This is a genomic window from Luteimonas sp. 3794 (assembly GCF_031456825.1).
Taxonomy (GTDB): Bacteria; Pseudomonadota; Gammaproteobacteria; order Xanthomonadales; family Xanthomonadaceae; genus Luteimonas.
Genome location: NZ_JAVDVJ010000002.1, coordinates 309,177 through 323,273 on the forward strand (window position 1 = coordinate 309,177; position 14,097 = coordinate 323,273).

Below are 14,097 nucleotides of genomic sequence, written 5' to 3' on the forward strand. Positions count from 1 at the left end.
CATGGGCCGGCCGCACATAGCAGAACGGGCAGCCCTTGCGAGCTGCCCGTTTGCCTGAAAAGTGGCGTCCCCACGGGGATTCGAACCCCGGTGTCCACCGTGAAAGGGTGGTGTCCTAGGCCTCTAGACGATGGGGACGCAGAAACCTGCATCATTCTATCGATCGGCCTTTGATCGACAGACAAATTGTGGTGGAGCCAGGCGGGATCGAACCGCCGACCTCCTGCATGCCATGCAGGCGCTCTCCCAGCTGAGCTATGGCCCCACGTTTGGGAGCGCGAAAGTGTAGTGTTCCGTGTCGGCAACGTCAACAGAATTTCGCACTTCCTTCGTTCGCGTCGATTCGTTCCGGGGAACGTCTCAGCCGGTGGCGCCGGCCTCGCTGCGATCGAGCCGCGCATCATCCTGATTTGGACGCAGGCTTGCAAGCCCATGTCCCTGATCGTCGAGATACTGCAGCCACTTTCCGAGGAAGGTGTTCATGCGCAGGCGGTGATCGACCACTTCTTCCGGCGGCGGAAACATGCCGATCACGTCCTGCCAGCGGCGGCCGACATAGCAATGCGTCGCCTCGACCTGCCCTGCATCCCGGTACAGACGCAGATGCGCGGACGGATCCGGTTCGCCGGTCACCGGGTCGAGCATCGCGTAGCTCAGGCGCAGTTGCGTGGTGTAGGGGTGCTGCTCGATGACGTCGAGAAACACCGGCAGCGCGCCTGGCACGTCGGAGCGGTATCGACCTGGTGCGAGGCGCGTGGGGTCGAACAGGCGGACCAGCCGCTCGTGGTTCTCCGCGTACAGCGCCATCAGCCAGCCGAACCGGCCCATTGAGGGAACGCGGGGACGGCGGCGGGTCAGGACCTTTTCCATGGATCGATGCTACATCCGCGGCGATGAATCCGTCAGGATCGAACACAGTCGCTTGGGATGGGATTCGGGGCCTGCAGGCCCCATCTCCGGCGCGACCGCTTCAATACATCACGCGCTCGATGCCCAGTGTCGACAGCACCTTGCTCGATATCTCCTCGATCGACGTGTGCGTGGTGCTCAGCGACGGCATGCGCTCGGCGCGGAACAACGCTTCAGCCGCGCTCACTTCGTGCTTGCAAGTCTCCAGCTTCGCGTACCGCGAGTTCGGCCGGCGTTCCTGACGGATCTGCGCCAGACGCACCGGGTCGATCGTCAGTCCGAACAGCTTGGCGCGATGGGCGCGCAGCCGCGGCGGCAGGCGATCATGTTCGAGATCCTCTTCGGTCAACGGATAGTTCGCCGCGCGCACGCCGTGATGGAGCGCGAGGTATACGCAGGTCGGCGTCTTGCCTGCGCGCGACACCGCGACCAGGATCACGTCGGCCTCGTCGTAGTTCGTCGCCATGCCGTCGTCATGGGTCAGCGCGAAGTTCATCGCGTTGATGCGGCGATGGTAGGTCTCGAAATCAACCATGCCGTGAGCGCGGCCCACACGTGATTCGCGCGATTCGAGCAGTTCGCGTTCCAATGGCTCGATGAACGGTGCGAAGACGTCGAGCACCAGCGCCCCGCTCTCCGCCAGGCCCGAAGCCAGCGCCGGGTCGACGCAGGAACTGATGACGATCGGGCGAACGCCCATCGCTTCGCCACGCGCGCGAATCAGCGCCGCCACCTCGCGGGCGCGTTCGAGCGAGTCGACAAACGGAATCCGATTGGTACTGAACTGCGTGCCGCTGAACTGGGTGAGCAGGCTGTGGCCGATGGTTTCGGCGGTGATGCCTGTGCCGTCGGACACGTAGAACACCGGGCGGGGACTGGACATGCGGGCTCCGGAAGTCGCGTGACGAGCGCCGCGGCGCCCGGGAGGGCTAAAATAGCCGTTCGATGCCGGGCCTGCCCGACCTCCTTCTCGATCAACGCGACACGGAGTCTCACCTTGAGCGCCAACATCCTGTGGCTGCATGACCTGCGCCTGTCCGACCTCGCCCAGGTCGGCGGCAAGAACTCGTCCCTCGGCGAGATGATCGGCAACCTCGCCAAGCTCGGCGTTTCGGTGCCCGGCGGTTTCGCCACCACGGCGGATGCATTCAAGGCGTTCATCGCCCACAACGATCTGCACCAGCGCATCTTCGATCGCCTGGCGCCACTGGACGTCGAAGACGTCGCTGCGCTGACCGCGGCCGGCAAGGAAATCCGCGGCTGGGTCATCGACGCGCCGCTGCAGCCCGATCTCGATACCGACATCCGCGCCGCCTACGACAAGCTGGCAGCGGAAAACGGCGGCGGTGACATCGCCGTGGCAGTGCGCTCATCGGCCACTGCCGAAGATCTGCCCGATGCCTCGTTCGCCGGCCAGCAGGAGACGTTTCTCAACGTCACCGGCGCCGACGACGTGGTGGTCAAGGTCAAGGAAGTCTTCGCTTCGCTCTACAACGACCGCGCGATCGCCTACCGCGTGCACCACGGCTTCAAGCACGAGGATGTGTTCCTGTCCTCGGGTGTGCAGCTGATGGTGCGTTCGGACATCGGCGCCTCGGGCGTGCTGTTCACGCTCGATACCGAGTCCGGCTTCCGTGACGTGGTGTTCGTGACGTCCAGCTTCGGCCTCGGCGAGATGGTCGTCCAGGGTGCGGTGAATCCCGACGAGTTCTACGTCTACAAGCCCACGCTGCGCGCCGGCAAGCCGGCGATCCTGCGTCGCGGCATCGGCAGCAAGCAGCTGCGCATGGTCTATTCCGATGTGCCCGGCGAGCGCGTGCGCATCGAGGACACGCCGGCCGAGCTGCGCGACACCTTCTCGATCACCGACGAGGACGTGCAGGAACTCTCGCGCCAGGCGCTGATCATCGAGGAGCACTACAAGCGCCCGATGGACATCGAATGGGCGAAGGACGGTGCCAGCGGCAAGCTGTTCATCGTGCAGGCGCGCCCGGAGACGGTGAAGTCGCGCACCAAGAACACCCAGATCGAGCGTTTCTCGCTCGAGCAGCGTGGCGAGGTGGTCTGCGAAGGCCGCGCGATCGGCCAGAAGATCGGCGCCGGCGTCGCACGCGTCGTGCGTTCGCTCGACGACATGAGCCGCGTGCAGCCCGGTGACGTGCTCGTTGCCGACATGACCGATCCCGACTGGGAGCCGGTGATGAAGCGCGCCTCGGCGATTGTCACCAACCGCGGTGGCCGTACCTGCCACGCGGCGATCATCGCCCGCGAACTCGGCGTGCCCGCGGTCGTCGGCACCGGCAATGCGCTGGAGACGATCGAAGACGGCCAGGAAGTCACGATCAGCTGCGCCGAAGGCGATACCGGCTTCATCTACAGCGGCATCCTGCCGTTCGAGCGCATCACCACCGATCTGACCTCGATGCCCGAGGCGCCGCTAAAGATCATGATGAACGTCGCCAACCCCGAGCGCGCGTTCGACTTCGGTCAGCTGCCCAATGCCGGCATCGGCCTGGCGCGTCTGGAGATGATCATCGCCGCGCATATCGGCGTGCATCCCAACGCCCTGCTCGAGTACGACAAGCAGGACGCAGACACGAAGAAGAAGATCGACGCCAAGACCATCGGTTACGGCAGCCCGGTCGATTTCTACGTCAACCGTCTGGCTGAAGGCATCGCCACGCTGACCGCGTCGGTCGCGCCGAATCCGGTGATCGTGCGTCTGTCGGACTTCAAGTCCAACGAGTACGCGAACCTGATCGGCGGCAAGCGCTACGAACCGGAAGAAGAGAACCCGATGATCGGCTTCCGCGGCGCCAGCCGCTATGTCGATCCGTCGTTCACCGAGGCCTTCGCGCTCGAATGCCGCGCGGTGCTCAAGGTCCGCAACGACATGGGCCTGGAGAACCTCTGGGTCATGATCCCGTTCGTACGGACGCTCGACGAAGGCCGCCGGGTCATCGAAGTGCTTGAGAAGAATGGTCTCAAGCGCGGCGAGAACGGCCTGAAGATCATCATGATGTGCGAGCTGCCGTCGAACGCACTGATGGCCGACGAGTTCCTTGAGATCTTCGACGGCTTCTCGATCGGCTCCAACGATCTGACCCAGCTCACCCTGGGCCTGGATCGCGATTCGTCGATCGTCGCCCACCTGTTCGACGAGCGCGATCCGGCGGTCAAGAAGCTGTTGTCGATGGCGATCAAGGCCGCGCGCGCCAAGGGCAAGTACATCGGCATCTGCGGCCAGGGCCCGAGCGACCATCCGGATCTCGCGCAGTGGTTGATGGACGAAGGCATCGAGTCGGTGTCGCTCAACCCCGACACCGTGGTCGACACCTGGCTCAAGCTCGCGAAGTCGAAGTCGAAGGCGAAGCGGCCCGCTGCCTGAGACGACATGCGCTTAATGCCGCATCGGCCAGTCTGATGCGGTCCACGAGCCCCGCTCCGGCGGGGCTCGTCTGTTTAAGGGCTGCAAGGTGCAGGCCCGCTCGACGCCGATGGAGGAAACGCGTGTTCCAATTCGAATCCGTGCACTGGAACCAGTTGCTGGTGTTGTGGGGCCCGCCGTTGCTGAAGACAGCTGGCGTGCTTGTGATCGGCATCTGGCTGGCGCGGCGTCTGACCGGCATGGTGCCCACCGCCCTCACCCGCTTCGGCTTCGACCCGATGCTGGGCAATTTCCTGCGCAACATCGCCTACATCGCCGCGGTGGTGATCGTGGTCGTGGTCGCGCTCGGCACGTTGGGGGTCGAGACCACGCCGCTGCTTGCGGTGATCGGCACTGCCGGTCTCGCAATCGGCCTCGCGCTCAAGGATTCTCTGTCCAATATCGCCTCGGGCGTGATGCTGGTGACGCTGCGTCCCTTCCATGTGGGCGACGTGGTGACCGCCGCCGGACAGACCGGCACCGTGCGCGAAGTGCGCATCTTCCAGAGCGTGCTGGAAGGCCCGGACAAGCAGCTGCACACCATCCCCAACAATCTGATCACCTCGTCGGTGATCACCAACCTGACGACCCAGGGCATCCGCCGCGTCGAACTGGTGATCGGCATCGGCTATGGCGACGACATCAAACAGGCCCGCCGCGTGGCGTTGGAACAGGTTCGCGCCGACTCCCGGGTGCTCGAGGAACCGGGCGCGGATGCGGTGGTCTACGAACTCGGCGACAACGCTGTGAACCTGGGGATCCGGTGTTTCGTGAAGTCTTCGGACTGGTTCGGCACCAAGACGACGCTGCTCGAACGCATCAAGACTGCCTACGATGCGGCGGGTATCAGCATTCCTTACCCGCAACGCGACACCCACCTGTATCTCTACGACGGCGACGGCAAGCGGGCGTCGCTCCCCGCGCCTGTACCGCGCGACGAGCCGGTCGTTCGCTGACGCCCCGCTCGGCTGATTGGGTGGTGCTCCCTGTCAGGCCATCGGTGACGCGAGCGCGGCCATGTGCCGCCGGTAGTGGCGCAGCTCGTCGATCGAATCGCGTACATCGCTGAGGGCCGTGTGCGCCGAGTGCTTGGTGAAGCCCGCCAGCACCTGCGGCGCCCAGCGGCGCGCGAGTTCCTTGATGGTGCTGACGTCGAGGTTGCGGTAGTGGAAGAACTTCTCCAGCGCCGGCATCTGCCGGTGCAGGAAGCGACGGTCCTGGCAGATCGAGTTGCCGCACATCGGCGACTTGCCCGGCGCGGCCCATTGCTGCAGAAACTCGAGCGTACGCGCCTGCGCTTCGGCCAGGCCCACGCCCTGCTCCAGCGAGCGCTGCCACAGGCCCGAGCGACGATGCTGGCTGCGGTTCCAGTCGTCCATCGCTTCGAGCACATCGAGCGGCTGCACGATCGCCAGCTCCGGGCCTTCGGCGAGCACATTGAGTTCGGCGTCGGTGACGATGGTCGCGATCTCGAGGATGCGGTCATGGTCGGTATCCAGGCCGGTCATTTCCAGATCGATCCAGATCAGTCGGCCTTCGATGGCCTTGTCGGCATTCATGCGAGCATTCGCCTTACGCGGAGTGACGGCGCATGATATCGCAGCCGTCCGGACGAACTGCCCGCGTGCTTCCTTCCCAGATCCTGTCCAATCCAGCCTTGACGCACTACGCCATTCTCACCGCGATGCTTGCACCGGCGTTCTTCCTGACCGCCACTGCGTCGCTGCTCGGCTCCGCGAACGCGCGTCTGGCCCGTGTCATCGACCGCACACGCGCGTTGCTGAGAGAGTTGGCCGACGACCAGAACGGTGACGCAGACGACCGTCGCATCCTCGAAGCACGCATCGCCCTGCAGCGTCGCCGCAGCCGCATCATCCTGCGCGGCAGCCAGCTGTTGTACGTGGCGATCAGCTGCTTCGTCGGCACCAGCCTGACCGTCGCCGGCGACTCACTGCTCGATCACCGGTTCGAGCAGGCACCGACCGTGCTGGCCTGCCTCGGCGTGCTGGCGATGTTCGCGTCCAGCCTGCTGCTGGCGCGCGAAGCGGCGATCGCCGTGCATGCGGTCAATGAGGAGATGGACGATGCCCACCGCAAGGCGAATCGCCGCAGTCCGTTGATTTGAGCTTTTGTGGTCCTTCTCCCTCTGGGACGAGGTGCCCTCCGGGGTAGAAGGTGTTCGAAGGGCGGATGAGGGTGCTCTCAGGCATTGGCCGCTTGAGCCCCGGCCCTCACCCCAAGCGCTGCGCGCTTCGACCCCGGATCGAGTCCGGGGCAGGCTCTCTCCCGGAGGGAGCGGTGTTGATTGGCCGCGATCCGAAAAAACGCGCGTTGATCAGCGCGGTGGCAGGCCGCGCTTGGCGCGGAAGTAGTTCGTCAGCATCGGTCCCGCGACATCGGCCAGTACACCGCCGCTGACCTCGATGCGGTGGTTGTGGCGCGCATCGCCGAGCACATCGAACACGCTGCCGGCCGCCCCGGTCTTGGGGTCGAACGCGCCGAACACGACGCGTGCGACGCGCGCATGGACCATGGCCATGGCGCACATCGCGCAGGGCTCGAGGGTCACGTACAGCGTGCAGCCGATCAGCCGGTGATTGCCGATCGCACGGCCGGCACGGCGCATCGCGACGATCTCGGCATGGGCGCTGGGATCGTGCTCGGCGATGTTGCGGTTCCAACCTTCGCCGATGACCGTGCCATCGGCGCTCACGACCAGTGCGCCGACCGGAATCTCGTCGTCCTCCTGCATCGCACGCTCGGCCAGGGCCAGGGCGCGCGTCATCCAGACAGCGTCGATGTCCTCGGCGTTCGGAAAAGGAAGCAGCGACATCGAAACCTCAGCGTGTCTCGCGAATCTGCGTGGCGCGCAGCAGGCCGGCGCTGCTGCAGACGGCGCACAGGCTGCAGGGGATATCGGGAATCCTGACCATGCGCTGTGCCCCGTCTGCCGGCGCGGCGCCGCAGTTCGGCGGCGACTTTACCGCAGGCGTGATTGCACGGCGCGGCTCAACACGAATCCCGGCGCCATTGCGCGGCTTCCGTGCGAATCAGCACCCGCTCCGCCGCGTCCAGCCGCTCCAGGCTGCGCACCTGTTGCGAGGTGCGCGGATTGCCGGCCAGCAACGCTTCGTGACGCAACATGAAATCCCAGTACAGACGCGTGTACGGACAGGCCTGCGCGCCGGTGCGCTGGCCCGGATCGAACCGACACCGGCGACAGTAGCTGCCGGCGCTCATGCGTTCGATGTAGCGGCCGCTGGCGATGTAGGGCTTGCTCGACATCAGCCCGCCGTCGGCGAACTGGCTCATACCGAGCACGTTGGGCATCTCCACCCATTCCACCGCGTCGACGTAGACGGCGAGAAACCAGCGGTGCACCTGCGCCGGCTCGACGCCCAGCAACTGCGCGTACAGGCCGATCACCATCAGCCGCTGGATGTGATGGGCGTAGCCGAGGTCGAGCGTCTGCCGCAGCGCGTCGGCCAGGCACGGCATGGGCGCATCGCCCGTCCAGTAGAAGCCTGGCAGATCGCCGGTCGCCTGCAGCGCGTTGCTGTCGGCGTAGCGCGGCATCTGCGTCCAGTAGACGCCGCGCACGTACTCGCGCCAGCCGAGGATCTGGCGGATGTAGCCCTCCGCCGCCGCCAGCGGCGCCCTGCCCGCCCGCCATGCGGCCTCGACCGCATCGACGACTTCCCTTGGATGCAGCAGCTTGAGATTCAGCGCCGACGCGATCTGCGAATGCCACAGCCATGGCGCGTCCGGCCACAGCGCGTCCTGCCAGCGGCCGAAGGCCGGCAGGCGCTCCTCGACGAAGCGCTCGAGTGCATGCAAGGCCTGCGCCCGGGTGACCGGCCAGGCGAAGGCATCCAGACTGCCGGGGTGATCGGCGAAGCGCATGCGCACCAGATCGAGCACCTCGCGCGTGATCGCATCGGGTTCCACCTGCGGTGGTCCGGGCACGACGCCCGGACCCTGCGCATCGAACGGCGCGCGGTTGTCGGTATCGAAGTTCCAGCGGTCGCCCGCGGGCGCGTCGCCGTCCATCAGCACACAATGCGTGCGGCGCATGTGCCGGTAGAAGGTTTCGAGCCGGAGTTCCGGCTGGACCCGCGCCCACGCGGCGAATGCGCGGACGTCGCAATAGAAGTGCCGGTCCGGTTCGATGACCAGTTGGACGCCCGCGGCCGACGTCGCATCGCGGATCGCCTGCAGCATGCGCCAGTCGCCCGGCGCGGTCATCCGCACCGTCTGCGGTCGCAGGCGGGCGATCACCGCGGCCAGTTCCGCGCCGAGGGCGCCGCGATTCTCCGGATCGTCGAGCGTGCGGTAGTCGACCGTCCAGCCGTCGGCACGCCGGTCCTGCGCGAAGTGCCGCATCGCGCTCAGGAACAGCGCGGTCCGCATCTTCGTCGACCACACGTGCGTGGATTCTTCGGCGACCTCCGCCATCCAGACGATGTCGAGCGCGGGATCGCAGCCGTCGAATGCGGCAGCCGCCGGATCGAGCTGGTCGCCGAGCACGACGACGAGATGGCGCACCGGGGCATCAGCCATCGCGCGAAGTTTCCGGCGCACCCGCCGCGCCCTTGTTGCGCCGACAGCGTTCCGAGCAGTAGCGCACCTCCTCCCAGGTCTTCGCCCACGCGCGGCGCCAGGTCATCGTGCGTCCGCAGACCGCGCAGAGTTTGCTGGGCAGATAGGCCTTGTTGCCGGCGAACGCGCCGTTGCGCTTGCTTGGCATCGCTACCCTGCCCTGTCCGTGCAACGACGCGATGATCCGGAGTCGCGTCGCAGCGCCTGCGATTGTCCGGGCGCCGGACGCTCGAACGCCGCGCCGCCGCTGCGAACAGCGGGCCCATGCGCGCTCAGGCGCCGCATGCGAACACCAGGAACTGGTGCAACGCCTCCGCCGGCGTGGACAGGGCATCGTCCGGACGCCAGACCAGACCGACTTCCATCGGCGGAATCGCGTCGTCCAGGGTCCGCACGTCGATCCGCCGCCCTTCCAGCGACCACGGCCGGTAGACCATGTCCGACAGGATGCTCACCCCGAAGCCATAGGCGACCAGCCCGCGCAGCGCTTCCAGCGACGAGGTGCGGAAGGCCACGTTGGGCTCGCGCTGCACCGACTGCCAGTAGCGCAACGCCGAGGCTTCGCCCTCGTCCACCTTCAGCATGATGTAGGGATGCGCGGCCACATCGGCCAGCCCGATCACCGGCAATGCGGCAAGCGGGTGCGACTCGGCCAGCCACAACTGCCGGCGCGAGCGGATCAGCAACTGCCGCTTCAGGGTGTAGGGCTCGACCATGTTGGAGATGATGCAGAGCCCGAAGTCGAGCGCGCCCTCGGCCACGCCGCGTTCGATCTCGACCCGGTCCATGTCGATCAGGTCGATCTCCACCAGCGGATACGAGCGCTTGAACCGGGCCAGCAGGCTGGGCAGGAAGTAGCCCAGCACGGTGTAGGACGCGCCCACCCGCACGGTGCCGGCCAGCGTGTTGGCCAGGAACATCGGCTCGCTGAGCGCGTCCTGCAAGGTGTCGAGGATGTGGCGCACGTGCTGGTGGAAGCGATGGCCTTCCGCCGTCAGCGCCACGCCGTGCGGCATGCGGTCGAACAGGCGCAGGCCCAGCAGGGTCTCCAACTGGGCGACCGCGGTGGTGATCACCGACTGCGAGACGTGCAGTTTGCGCGCGGCCTGCGAGAACTGCCCCAGCTCCGCCGCTTCAGCGAAGTAGCGCAACTGGCGCAGCGACATGTTGGCGGGGATCTGCACAACGCGCCTCCCGAGGGCACAGGTATCTGAATAAACAATACCTCATAGTCAATTAAACAAATTTACGATGCAGGGTCGCGCCCTTAGACTTCACTGCTGGCGGACTGCGTCACCGTCCATGCCGCCTCGAAAGCCGCGGGCCGACGCCCGCACGACCGGGAGAAGCGTTCTTTGTACCGTGCCCCGTCCCGTCCCCGCCTGCGCGCGCAGTCTGCGCGTGCCTGCCCGACGCACGCGGCTCCGGCCCCTGCCCGTTCCGCCATCGCCATCGCCTGCGCCCCCCGCCGCCGGCATGCCTGCAGCTCCATGACCCATGCCCAGCGAGGCCCCTGACATGTCCACATCCCAGAATCCGGCCGCGACCGAACCCTTGCGGTTGCACGTGCCCGAGCCGAGTGCCCGTCCGGGCCAGGCCACCGACTTTTCCTATCTGCAGCTCAGCCCGGCCGGCAGCGTCGACAAGCCCGCGACGGACGTGACCGCCCAGCAGACCATGCCGATGACCCGGCAGCTGATCCGCGTGCTCGACGACAACGGCGACGCCGTCGGTCCGTGGGCCGCCGACATCGACGACGACGTGCTGCTGCGCGCGATGCACGCGATGCTCAAGACCCGCGCATTCGACGCGCGCATGCTGATCGCGCAGCGCCAGAAGAAGACCTCGTTCTACATCCAGTGCACGGGTGAAGAAGCCATCGCGGTCGGCCAGACGTTGGCGCTGCGCGATGGCGACATGCAGTTCCCGACCTATCGCCAGCAGGGCATCCTGATCGTCAAGGACGTACCGCTGGTCAGCATGATGTGCCAGATCCTGTCGAACGCCGCCGACCCGCTGAAGGGCCGCCAGCTGCCGATCATGTATTCGTACAAGGACGCGGGCTTCTTCTCGATCTCCGGCAACCTGACCACGCAGTACATCCAGGCCGTGGGCTGGGCGATGGCGTCGGCGATCAAGGGCGACACCAAGATCGCGACCGCGTGGGTTGGCGACGGCGCGACGGCCGAAGGCGACTTCCATGCCGCGCTGGTGTTTGCGCACGTCTACCGCGCGCCGGTGATCCTCAACGTGGTCAACAACCAATGGGCGATCTCGACGTTCCAGGCGATCGCCGGTGGCGAGAACACCACCTTCGCCGCGCGCGGTGCCGCGTACGGCATTCCGTCGCTGCGCGTGGACGGCAACGATCTGCTGGCCGTCTATGCCGCCTCGCGCTGGGCCGCCGAACGCGCGCGCAGCAACCTCGGCTCGACCATGATCGAGTGGGTGACCTACCGCGCCGGTCCGCACTCGACCTCGGACGATCCGTCCAAGTACCGCCCCGCAGACGACGCCCAGCACTTTCCGCTCGGGGATCCGATCGACCGTCTCAAGGCACACCTGGTCAAGCGCGGCCTGTGGAGCGACGAGCAGCACGAACAGGTGCGCGCCGAACTCGATGCGGAAGTCTCGCGGGCGTTGAAGGAAGCGGAAACCCACGGCCTGCTCGGCAGCGACAACCGTCCCGGTGCCGCCGACATGTTCAACGACGTCTACAAGGAGCTGCCCGAGCACCTGCGTCGCCAGCGCCAGCAGTTGGGAGTTTGAAGATGAGTGAGACCCAGACCAACGGCGGCTCGCCGATGACGATGATCCAGGCGCTGCGCTCGGCGATGGACGTGATGCTGGAACGCGACGACAACGTCGTCGTGTTCGGCGAGGACGTGGGCTACTTCGGCGGCGTGTTCCGCTGCACCGACGGCCTGCAGGCCAAGTACGGCAAGCAGCGCGTGTTCGACGCGCCGATCTCCGAAAGCGGCATCGCCGGTGCGGCGATCGGCATGGCGGCCTACGGCCTGCGCCCGGTCGCCGAAATCCAGTTCGCCGACTACATCTATCCGGCCTACGACCAGATCGTGTCCGAGGCCGCGCGCCTGCGCTATCGATCAAACGGCATGTTCACCTCGCCGCTGGTGTTCCGCACGCCCTGCGGCGGCGGCATCTACGGCGGCCAGACGCACAGCCAGAGCCCGGAGGCGATCTTCGCCCACGTGGCCGGCCTGCGCACGGTGATGCCGTCCAACCCCTACGACGCCAAGGGCCTGCTGATCGCCTCGATCGAGAACGACGATCCGGTGATCTTCCTCGAGCCCAAGCGCCTCTACAACGGCCCGTTCGACGGCCACCACGACCGCCCGGTCGTCGCCTGGTCCAAGCACAGCGACAACCTCGTGCCCGAGGGCTACTACAGCGTGCCGCTGGACAAGGCCGCCATCGTCCGCGAAGGCAAGGCGGTCACGATCCTGACCTACGGCACCACGGTGTGGGTGGCACAGGCCGCGGCCGAGGACGCCGGCATCGACGCCGAGGTCATCGACCTGCGCAGCCTGTGGCCGCTGGATCTCGACGCGATCACCGAATCGGTCAAGAAGACCGGCCGCTGCATCGTGCTGCACGAAGCCACGCGCACCTGCGGCTTCGGCGCCGAGCTGGTCGCGCTGGTGCAGGAGCACTGCTTCTATCACCTGCAGGCACCGGTCGAACGCGTCACCGGCTGGGACACCCCTTACCCGCATGCGCAGGAATGGGACTACTTCCCGGGCCCGGCCCGGGTCATCGAAGCGCTGCAGCGCGTGCTGGAGGACTGAGCCATGGGACATCACGTCATCAAGATGCCGGACATCGGCGAAGGCATCGCCGAAGTCGAAGTGATCGCCTGGAAGGTCGAAGTCGGCGGCCAGGTTGCCGAAGACGAGATCGTGGCCGAGGTCATGACCGACAAGGCCATGGTCGAGATCCCCTCGCCCGTCGCGGGTACCGTCGTGTCGCTGGGCGGCAAGCCCGGCGAGATGATGGCCGTCGGCAGCGAGCTGATCCGCCTCGAAGTCGACGGCGCCGGCAATGCCGCGTCCGCCGGTGCACCGGCTGCGACGAAGCCCGCAGAAGCCGCCGCCGAGCCCAAGGCCGAAGCGCCGAAGCCGACTGTTGAAGCAAAGCCGGCACCGGCAGCGGACGCCAAGCCTGCTGCCGCACCTGCGAAGGCCGCAGCGCCTGCACCGGCCGCCAAGAACGATGCACGCGGCGCGGTCACCAACAGCGTGCTCGCTGCCGGCGAACAGCCGCTGGCCTCGCCTGCGGTGCGTCGCCGCGCCTGGGATCTGGGCATCGAGCTGCGCTACGTGCCGGCAACCGGTCCGGGCGGCCGCATCCTACACGCCGATCTCGACGCCTACGCCGAGGCCGGTGGCAAGGCGCAGCCGGTCGGCGGTGGCGCGGGCAGCAGCAGCTACGCGCGTCGCACCGGCGAAGAGCAGGTGCCGATCATGGGCCTGCGCCGCAAGATCGCGCAGAAGATGCAGCAGTCCTGGTCGAACATTCCGCACATCACGTATGTGGAAGAAATCGACGTCACCGAGGTCGAGGCGCTGCGCGCCAAGCTCAACGACCGTTGGGGCAAGACGCGCGGCAAGCTGACCCTGCTGCCGTTGCTGGCACGTGCGGTGGTGCTGGCCGCACGCGATTTCCCGCAGATGAACGCCCGTTTCGACGACGAAGCCAACATCGTCACCCGCTACGAGGGTGTGCAGCTCGGCATCGCGACGCAGAGCGCGGTCGGCCTGTCGGTGCCGGTGATCGCGCATGCCGAATCGCTGGACCTGTGGCAGACCGCGGCCGAGATCGGGCGTCTCGCCACCGCCGTGCGCGAAGGCAAGGCGACCCGCGATGAACTGTCCGGCTCGACGATCACCATCAGCAGCCTCGGCCCCGTCGGCGGTGTGGTGTCGACGCCGATCATCAATCACCCGGAAGTGGCGATCGTCGGCGTCAACCGCATCATCGAACGCCCGATGTTCCGCGAAGGCCAGGTCGTCGCGCGCAAGCTGATGAACCTTTCGTCCTCGTTCGACCATCGCATCGTCGACGGCATGGACGCGGCCGAATTCGTGCAGGCGATCCGTCAGCGCCTGGAAACCCCTGCACTGCTGTTCGTGGAGTAATTG

The 14,097-nt window shown here is 66.6% G+C and carries 13 protein-coding genes and 2 tRNA genes; 6 read left to right on the forward strand and 9 right to left on the reverse strand.

Annotation, left to right across the window (positions count from 1 at the left end; translation table 11 throughout):
- Window positions 1–62 precede the first annotated feature (62 nt).
- The 4 genes from J2X52_RS05020 to J2X52_RS05035 all read right to left on the reverse strand — a co-directional run bounded on the left by J2X52_RS05020 (window position 63) and on the right by J2X52_RS05035 (window position 1,792).
- A tRNA-Glu gene (locus J2X52_RS05020) sits at window positions 63–138 on the reverse strand.
- Between the two features lie 51 nt (window positions 139–189).
- Window positions 190–265: transfer RNA gene (locus J2X52_RS05025), tRNA-Ala, on the reverse strand.
- Window positions 266–360: 95 nt separating this feature from the next.
- A complete protein-coding gene (locus J2X52_RS05030) occupies window positions 361–870 on the reverse strand; it encodes a DUF1249 domain-containing protein (RefSeq protein ID WP_310149630.1) in 510 nt (169 codons plus the stop codon).
- A 100-nt stretch (window positions 871–970) separates the two neighbouring features.
- A complete protein-coding gene (locus J2X52_RS05035) occupies window positions 971–1,792 on the reverse strand; it encodes a pyruvate, water dikinase regulatory protein (protein WP_310149633.1) in 822 nt (273 codons plus the stop codon).
- Between the two features lie 114 nt (window positions 1,793–1,906).
- Between J2X52_RS05035 and ppsA the strand changes: the two genes are divergently transcribed.
- Both ppsA and J2X52_RS05045 read left to right on the forward strand, forming a co-directional pair.
- Window positions 1,907–4,297 (forward strand): phosphoenolpyruvate synthase, encoded by a 2,391-nt coding sequence (gene ppsA / locus J2X52_RS05040; protein WP_310149636.1) that lies wholly within the window; start codon window positions 1,907–1,909, stop codon window positions 4,295–4,297.
- Between the two features lie 122 nt (window positions 4,298–4,419).
- On the forward strand, window positions 4,420–5,292 hold the full coding sequence (locus J2X52_RS05045; protein WP_310149639.1) for a mechanosensitive ion channel domain-containing protein: 873 nt from the start codon (window positions 4,420–4,422) through the stop codon (window positions 5,290–5,292).
- A gap of 33 nt (window positions 5,293–5,325) precedes the next feature.
- On the opposite strand, the gene orn is transcribed toward J2X52_RS05045, so the two are convergent.
- Window positions 5,326–5,895 (reverse strand): oligoribonuclease, encoded by a 570-nt coding sequence (gene orn, locus J2X52_RS05050; RefSeq protein WP_310149641.1) that lies wholly within the window; start codon window positions 5,893–5,895, stop codon window positions 5,326–5,328.
- A 65-nt stretch (window positions 5,896–5,960) separates the two neighbouring features.
- Here orn and J2X52_RS05055 point away from each other — a divergent pair, with 65 nt between their 5' ends.
- Window positions 5,961–6,461, forward strand: coding sequence for a DUF2721 domain-containing protein (locus J2X52_RS05055; protein WP_310149644.1), 501 nt, complete (start codon window positions 5,961–5,963; stop codon window positions 6,459–6,461).
- Window positions 6,462–6,671: 210 nt separating this feature from the next.
- Here J2X52_RS05055 and tadA read toward each other — a convergent pair whose 3' ends face one another.
- From tadA to J2X52_RS05075, 4 genes are all read right to left on the reverse strand, one after another.
- Window positions 6,672–7,169, reverse strand: a complete 498-nt coding sequence (gene tadA / locus J2X52_RS05060) for a tRNA adenosine(34) deaminase TadA (protein WP_310149646.1) — start codon at window positions 7,167–7,169, stop codon at window positions 6,672–6,674.
- 176 nt (window positions 7,170–7,345) lie between these two features.
- Window positions 7,346–8,896, reverse strand: coding sequence for a cryptochrome/photolyase family protein (locus J2X52_RS05065; RefSeq protein WP_310149650.1), 1,551 nt, complete (start codon window positions 8,894–8,896; stop codon window positions 7,346–7,348).
- Entirely contained in the window at window positions 8,889–9,083 is a 195-nt protein-coding gene (locus J2X52_RS05070; RefSeq protein ID WP_310149654.1) for a DUF2256 domain-containing protein, read from the reverse strand. The genes J2X52_RS05065 and J2X52_RS05070 overlap by 8 nt, the downstream gene beginning before the upstream one ends.
- 124 nt (window positions 9,084–9,207) lie before the next feature.
- Window positions 9,208–10,119, reverse strand: a complete 912-nt coding sequence (locus J2X52_RS05075) for a LysR family transcriptional regulator (RefSeq protein WP_310149657.1) — start codon at window positions 10,117–10,119, stop codon at window positions 9,208–9,210.
- 334 nt (window positions 10,120–10,453) lie between these two features.
- Between J2X52_RS05075 and J2X52_RS05080 the strand changes: the two genes are divergently transcribed.
- The 3 genes from J2X52_RS05080 to J2X52_RS05090 are packed head-to-tail and all read left to right on the forward strand — an operon-like array spanning window position 10,454 to window position 14,094.
- A complete protein-coding gene (locus J2X52_RS05080; RefSeq protein ID WP_310149660.1) occupies window positions 10,454–11,704 on the forward strand; it encodes a 3-methyl-2-oxobutanoate dehydrogenase (2-methylpropanoyl-transferring) subunit alpha in 1,251 nt (416 codons plus the stop codon).
- Window positions 11,705–11,706: 2 nt separating this feature from the next.
- Complete coding sequence (locus J2X52_RS05085; protein WP_310149664.1) at window positions 11,707–12,744, forward strand: alpha-ketoacid dehydrogenase subunit beta; 1,038 nt, start codon at window positions 11,707–11,709, stop codon at window positions 12,742–12,744.
- A 3-nt stretch (window positions 12,745–12,747) separates the two neighbouring features.
- Window positions 12,748–14,094: a dihydrolipoamide acetyltransferase family protein gene (locus J2X52_RS05090; protein ID WP_310149667.1), complete on the forward strand. Its 1,347-nt coding sequence runs from the start codon at window positions 12,748–12,750 to the stop codon at window positions 14,092–14,094.
- Window positions 14,095–14,097: the final 3 nt, after the last annotated feature.

Coding starts and splice junctions, on each gene's coding strand:
- J2X52_RS05030 (WP_310149630.1), bottom strand. CDS start 870: ATGGAAAAGGTCCTGACCCGCCGCCGTCCCCGCGTTCCCTCAATGGGC.
- J2X52_RS05035 (WP_310149633.1), bottom strand. CDS start 1,792: ATGTCCAGTCCCCGCCCGGTGTTCTACGTGTCCGACGGCACAGGCATC.
- orn (WP_310149641.1), bottom strand. CDS start 5,895: ATGAATGCCGACAAGGCCATCGAAGGCCGACTGATCTGGATCGATCTG.
- tadA (WP_310149646.1), bottom strand. CDS start 7,169: ATGTCGCTGCTTCCTTTTCCGAACGCCGAGGACATCGACGCTGTCTGG.
- J2X52_RS05065 (WP_310149650.1), bottom strand. CDS start 8,896: ATGGCTGATGCCCCGGTGCGCCATCTCGTCGTCGTGCTCGGCGACCAG.
- J2X52_RS05070 (WP_310149654.1), bottom strand. CDS start 9,083: ATGCCAAGCAAGCGCAACGGCGCGTTCGCCGGCAACAAGGCCTATCTG.
- J2X52_RS05080 (WP_310149660.1), top strand. CDS start 10,454: ATGTCCACATCCCAGAATCCGGCCGCGACCGAACCCTTGCGGTTGCAC.
- J2X52_RS05085 (WP_310149664.1), top strand. CDS start 11,707: ATGAGTGAGACCCAGACCAACGGCGGCTCGCCGATGACGATGATCCAG.
- J2X52_RS05090 (WP_310149667.1), top strand. CDS start 12,748: ATGGGACATCACGTCATCAAGATGCCGGACATCGGCGAAGGCATCGCC.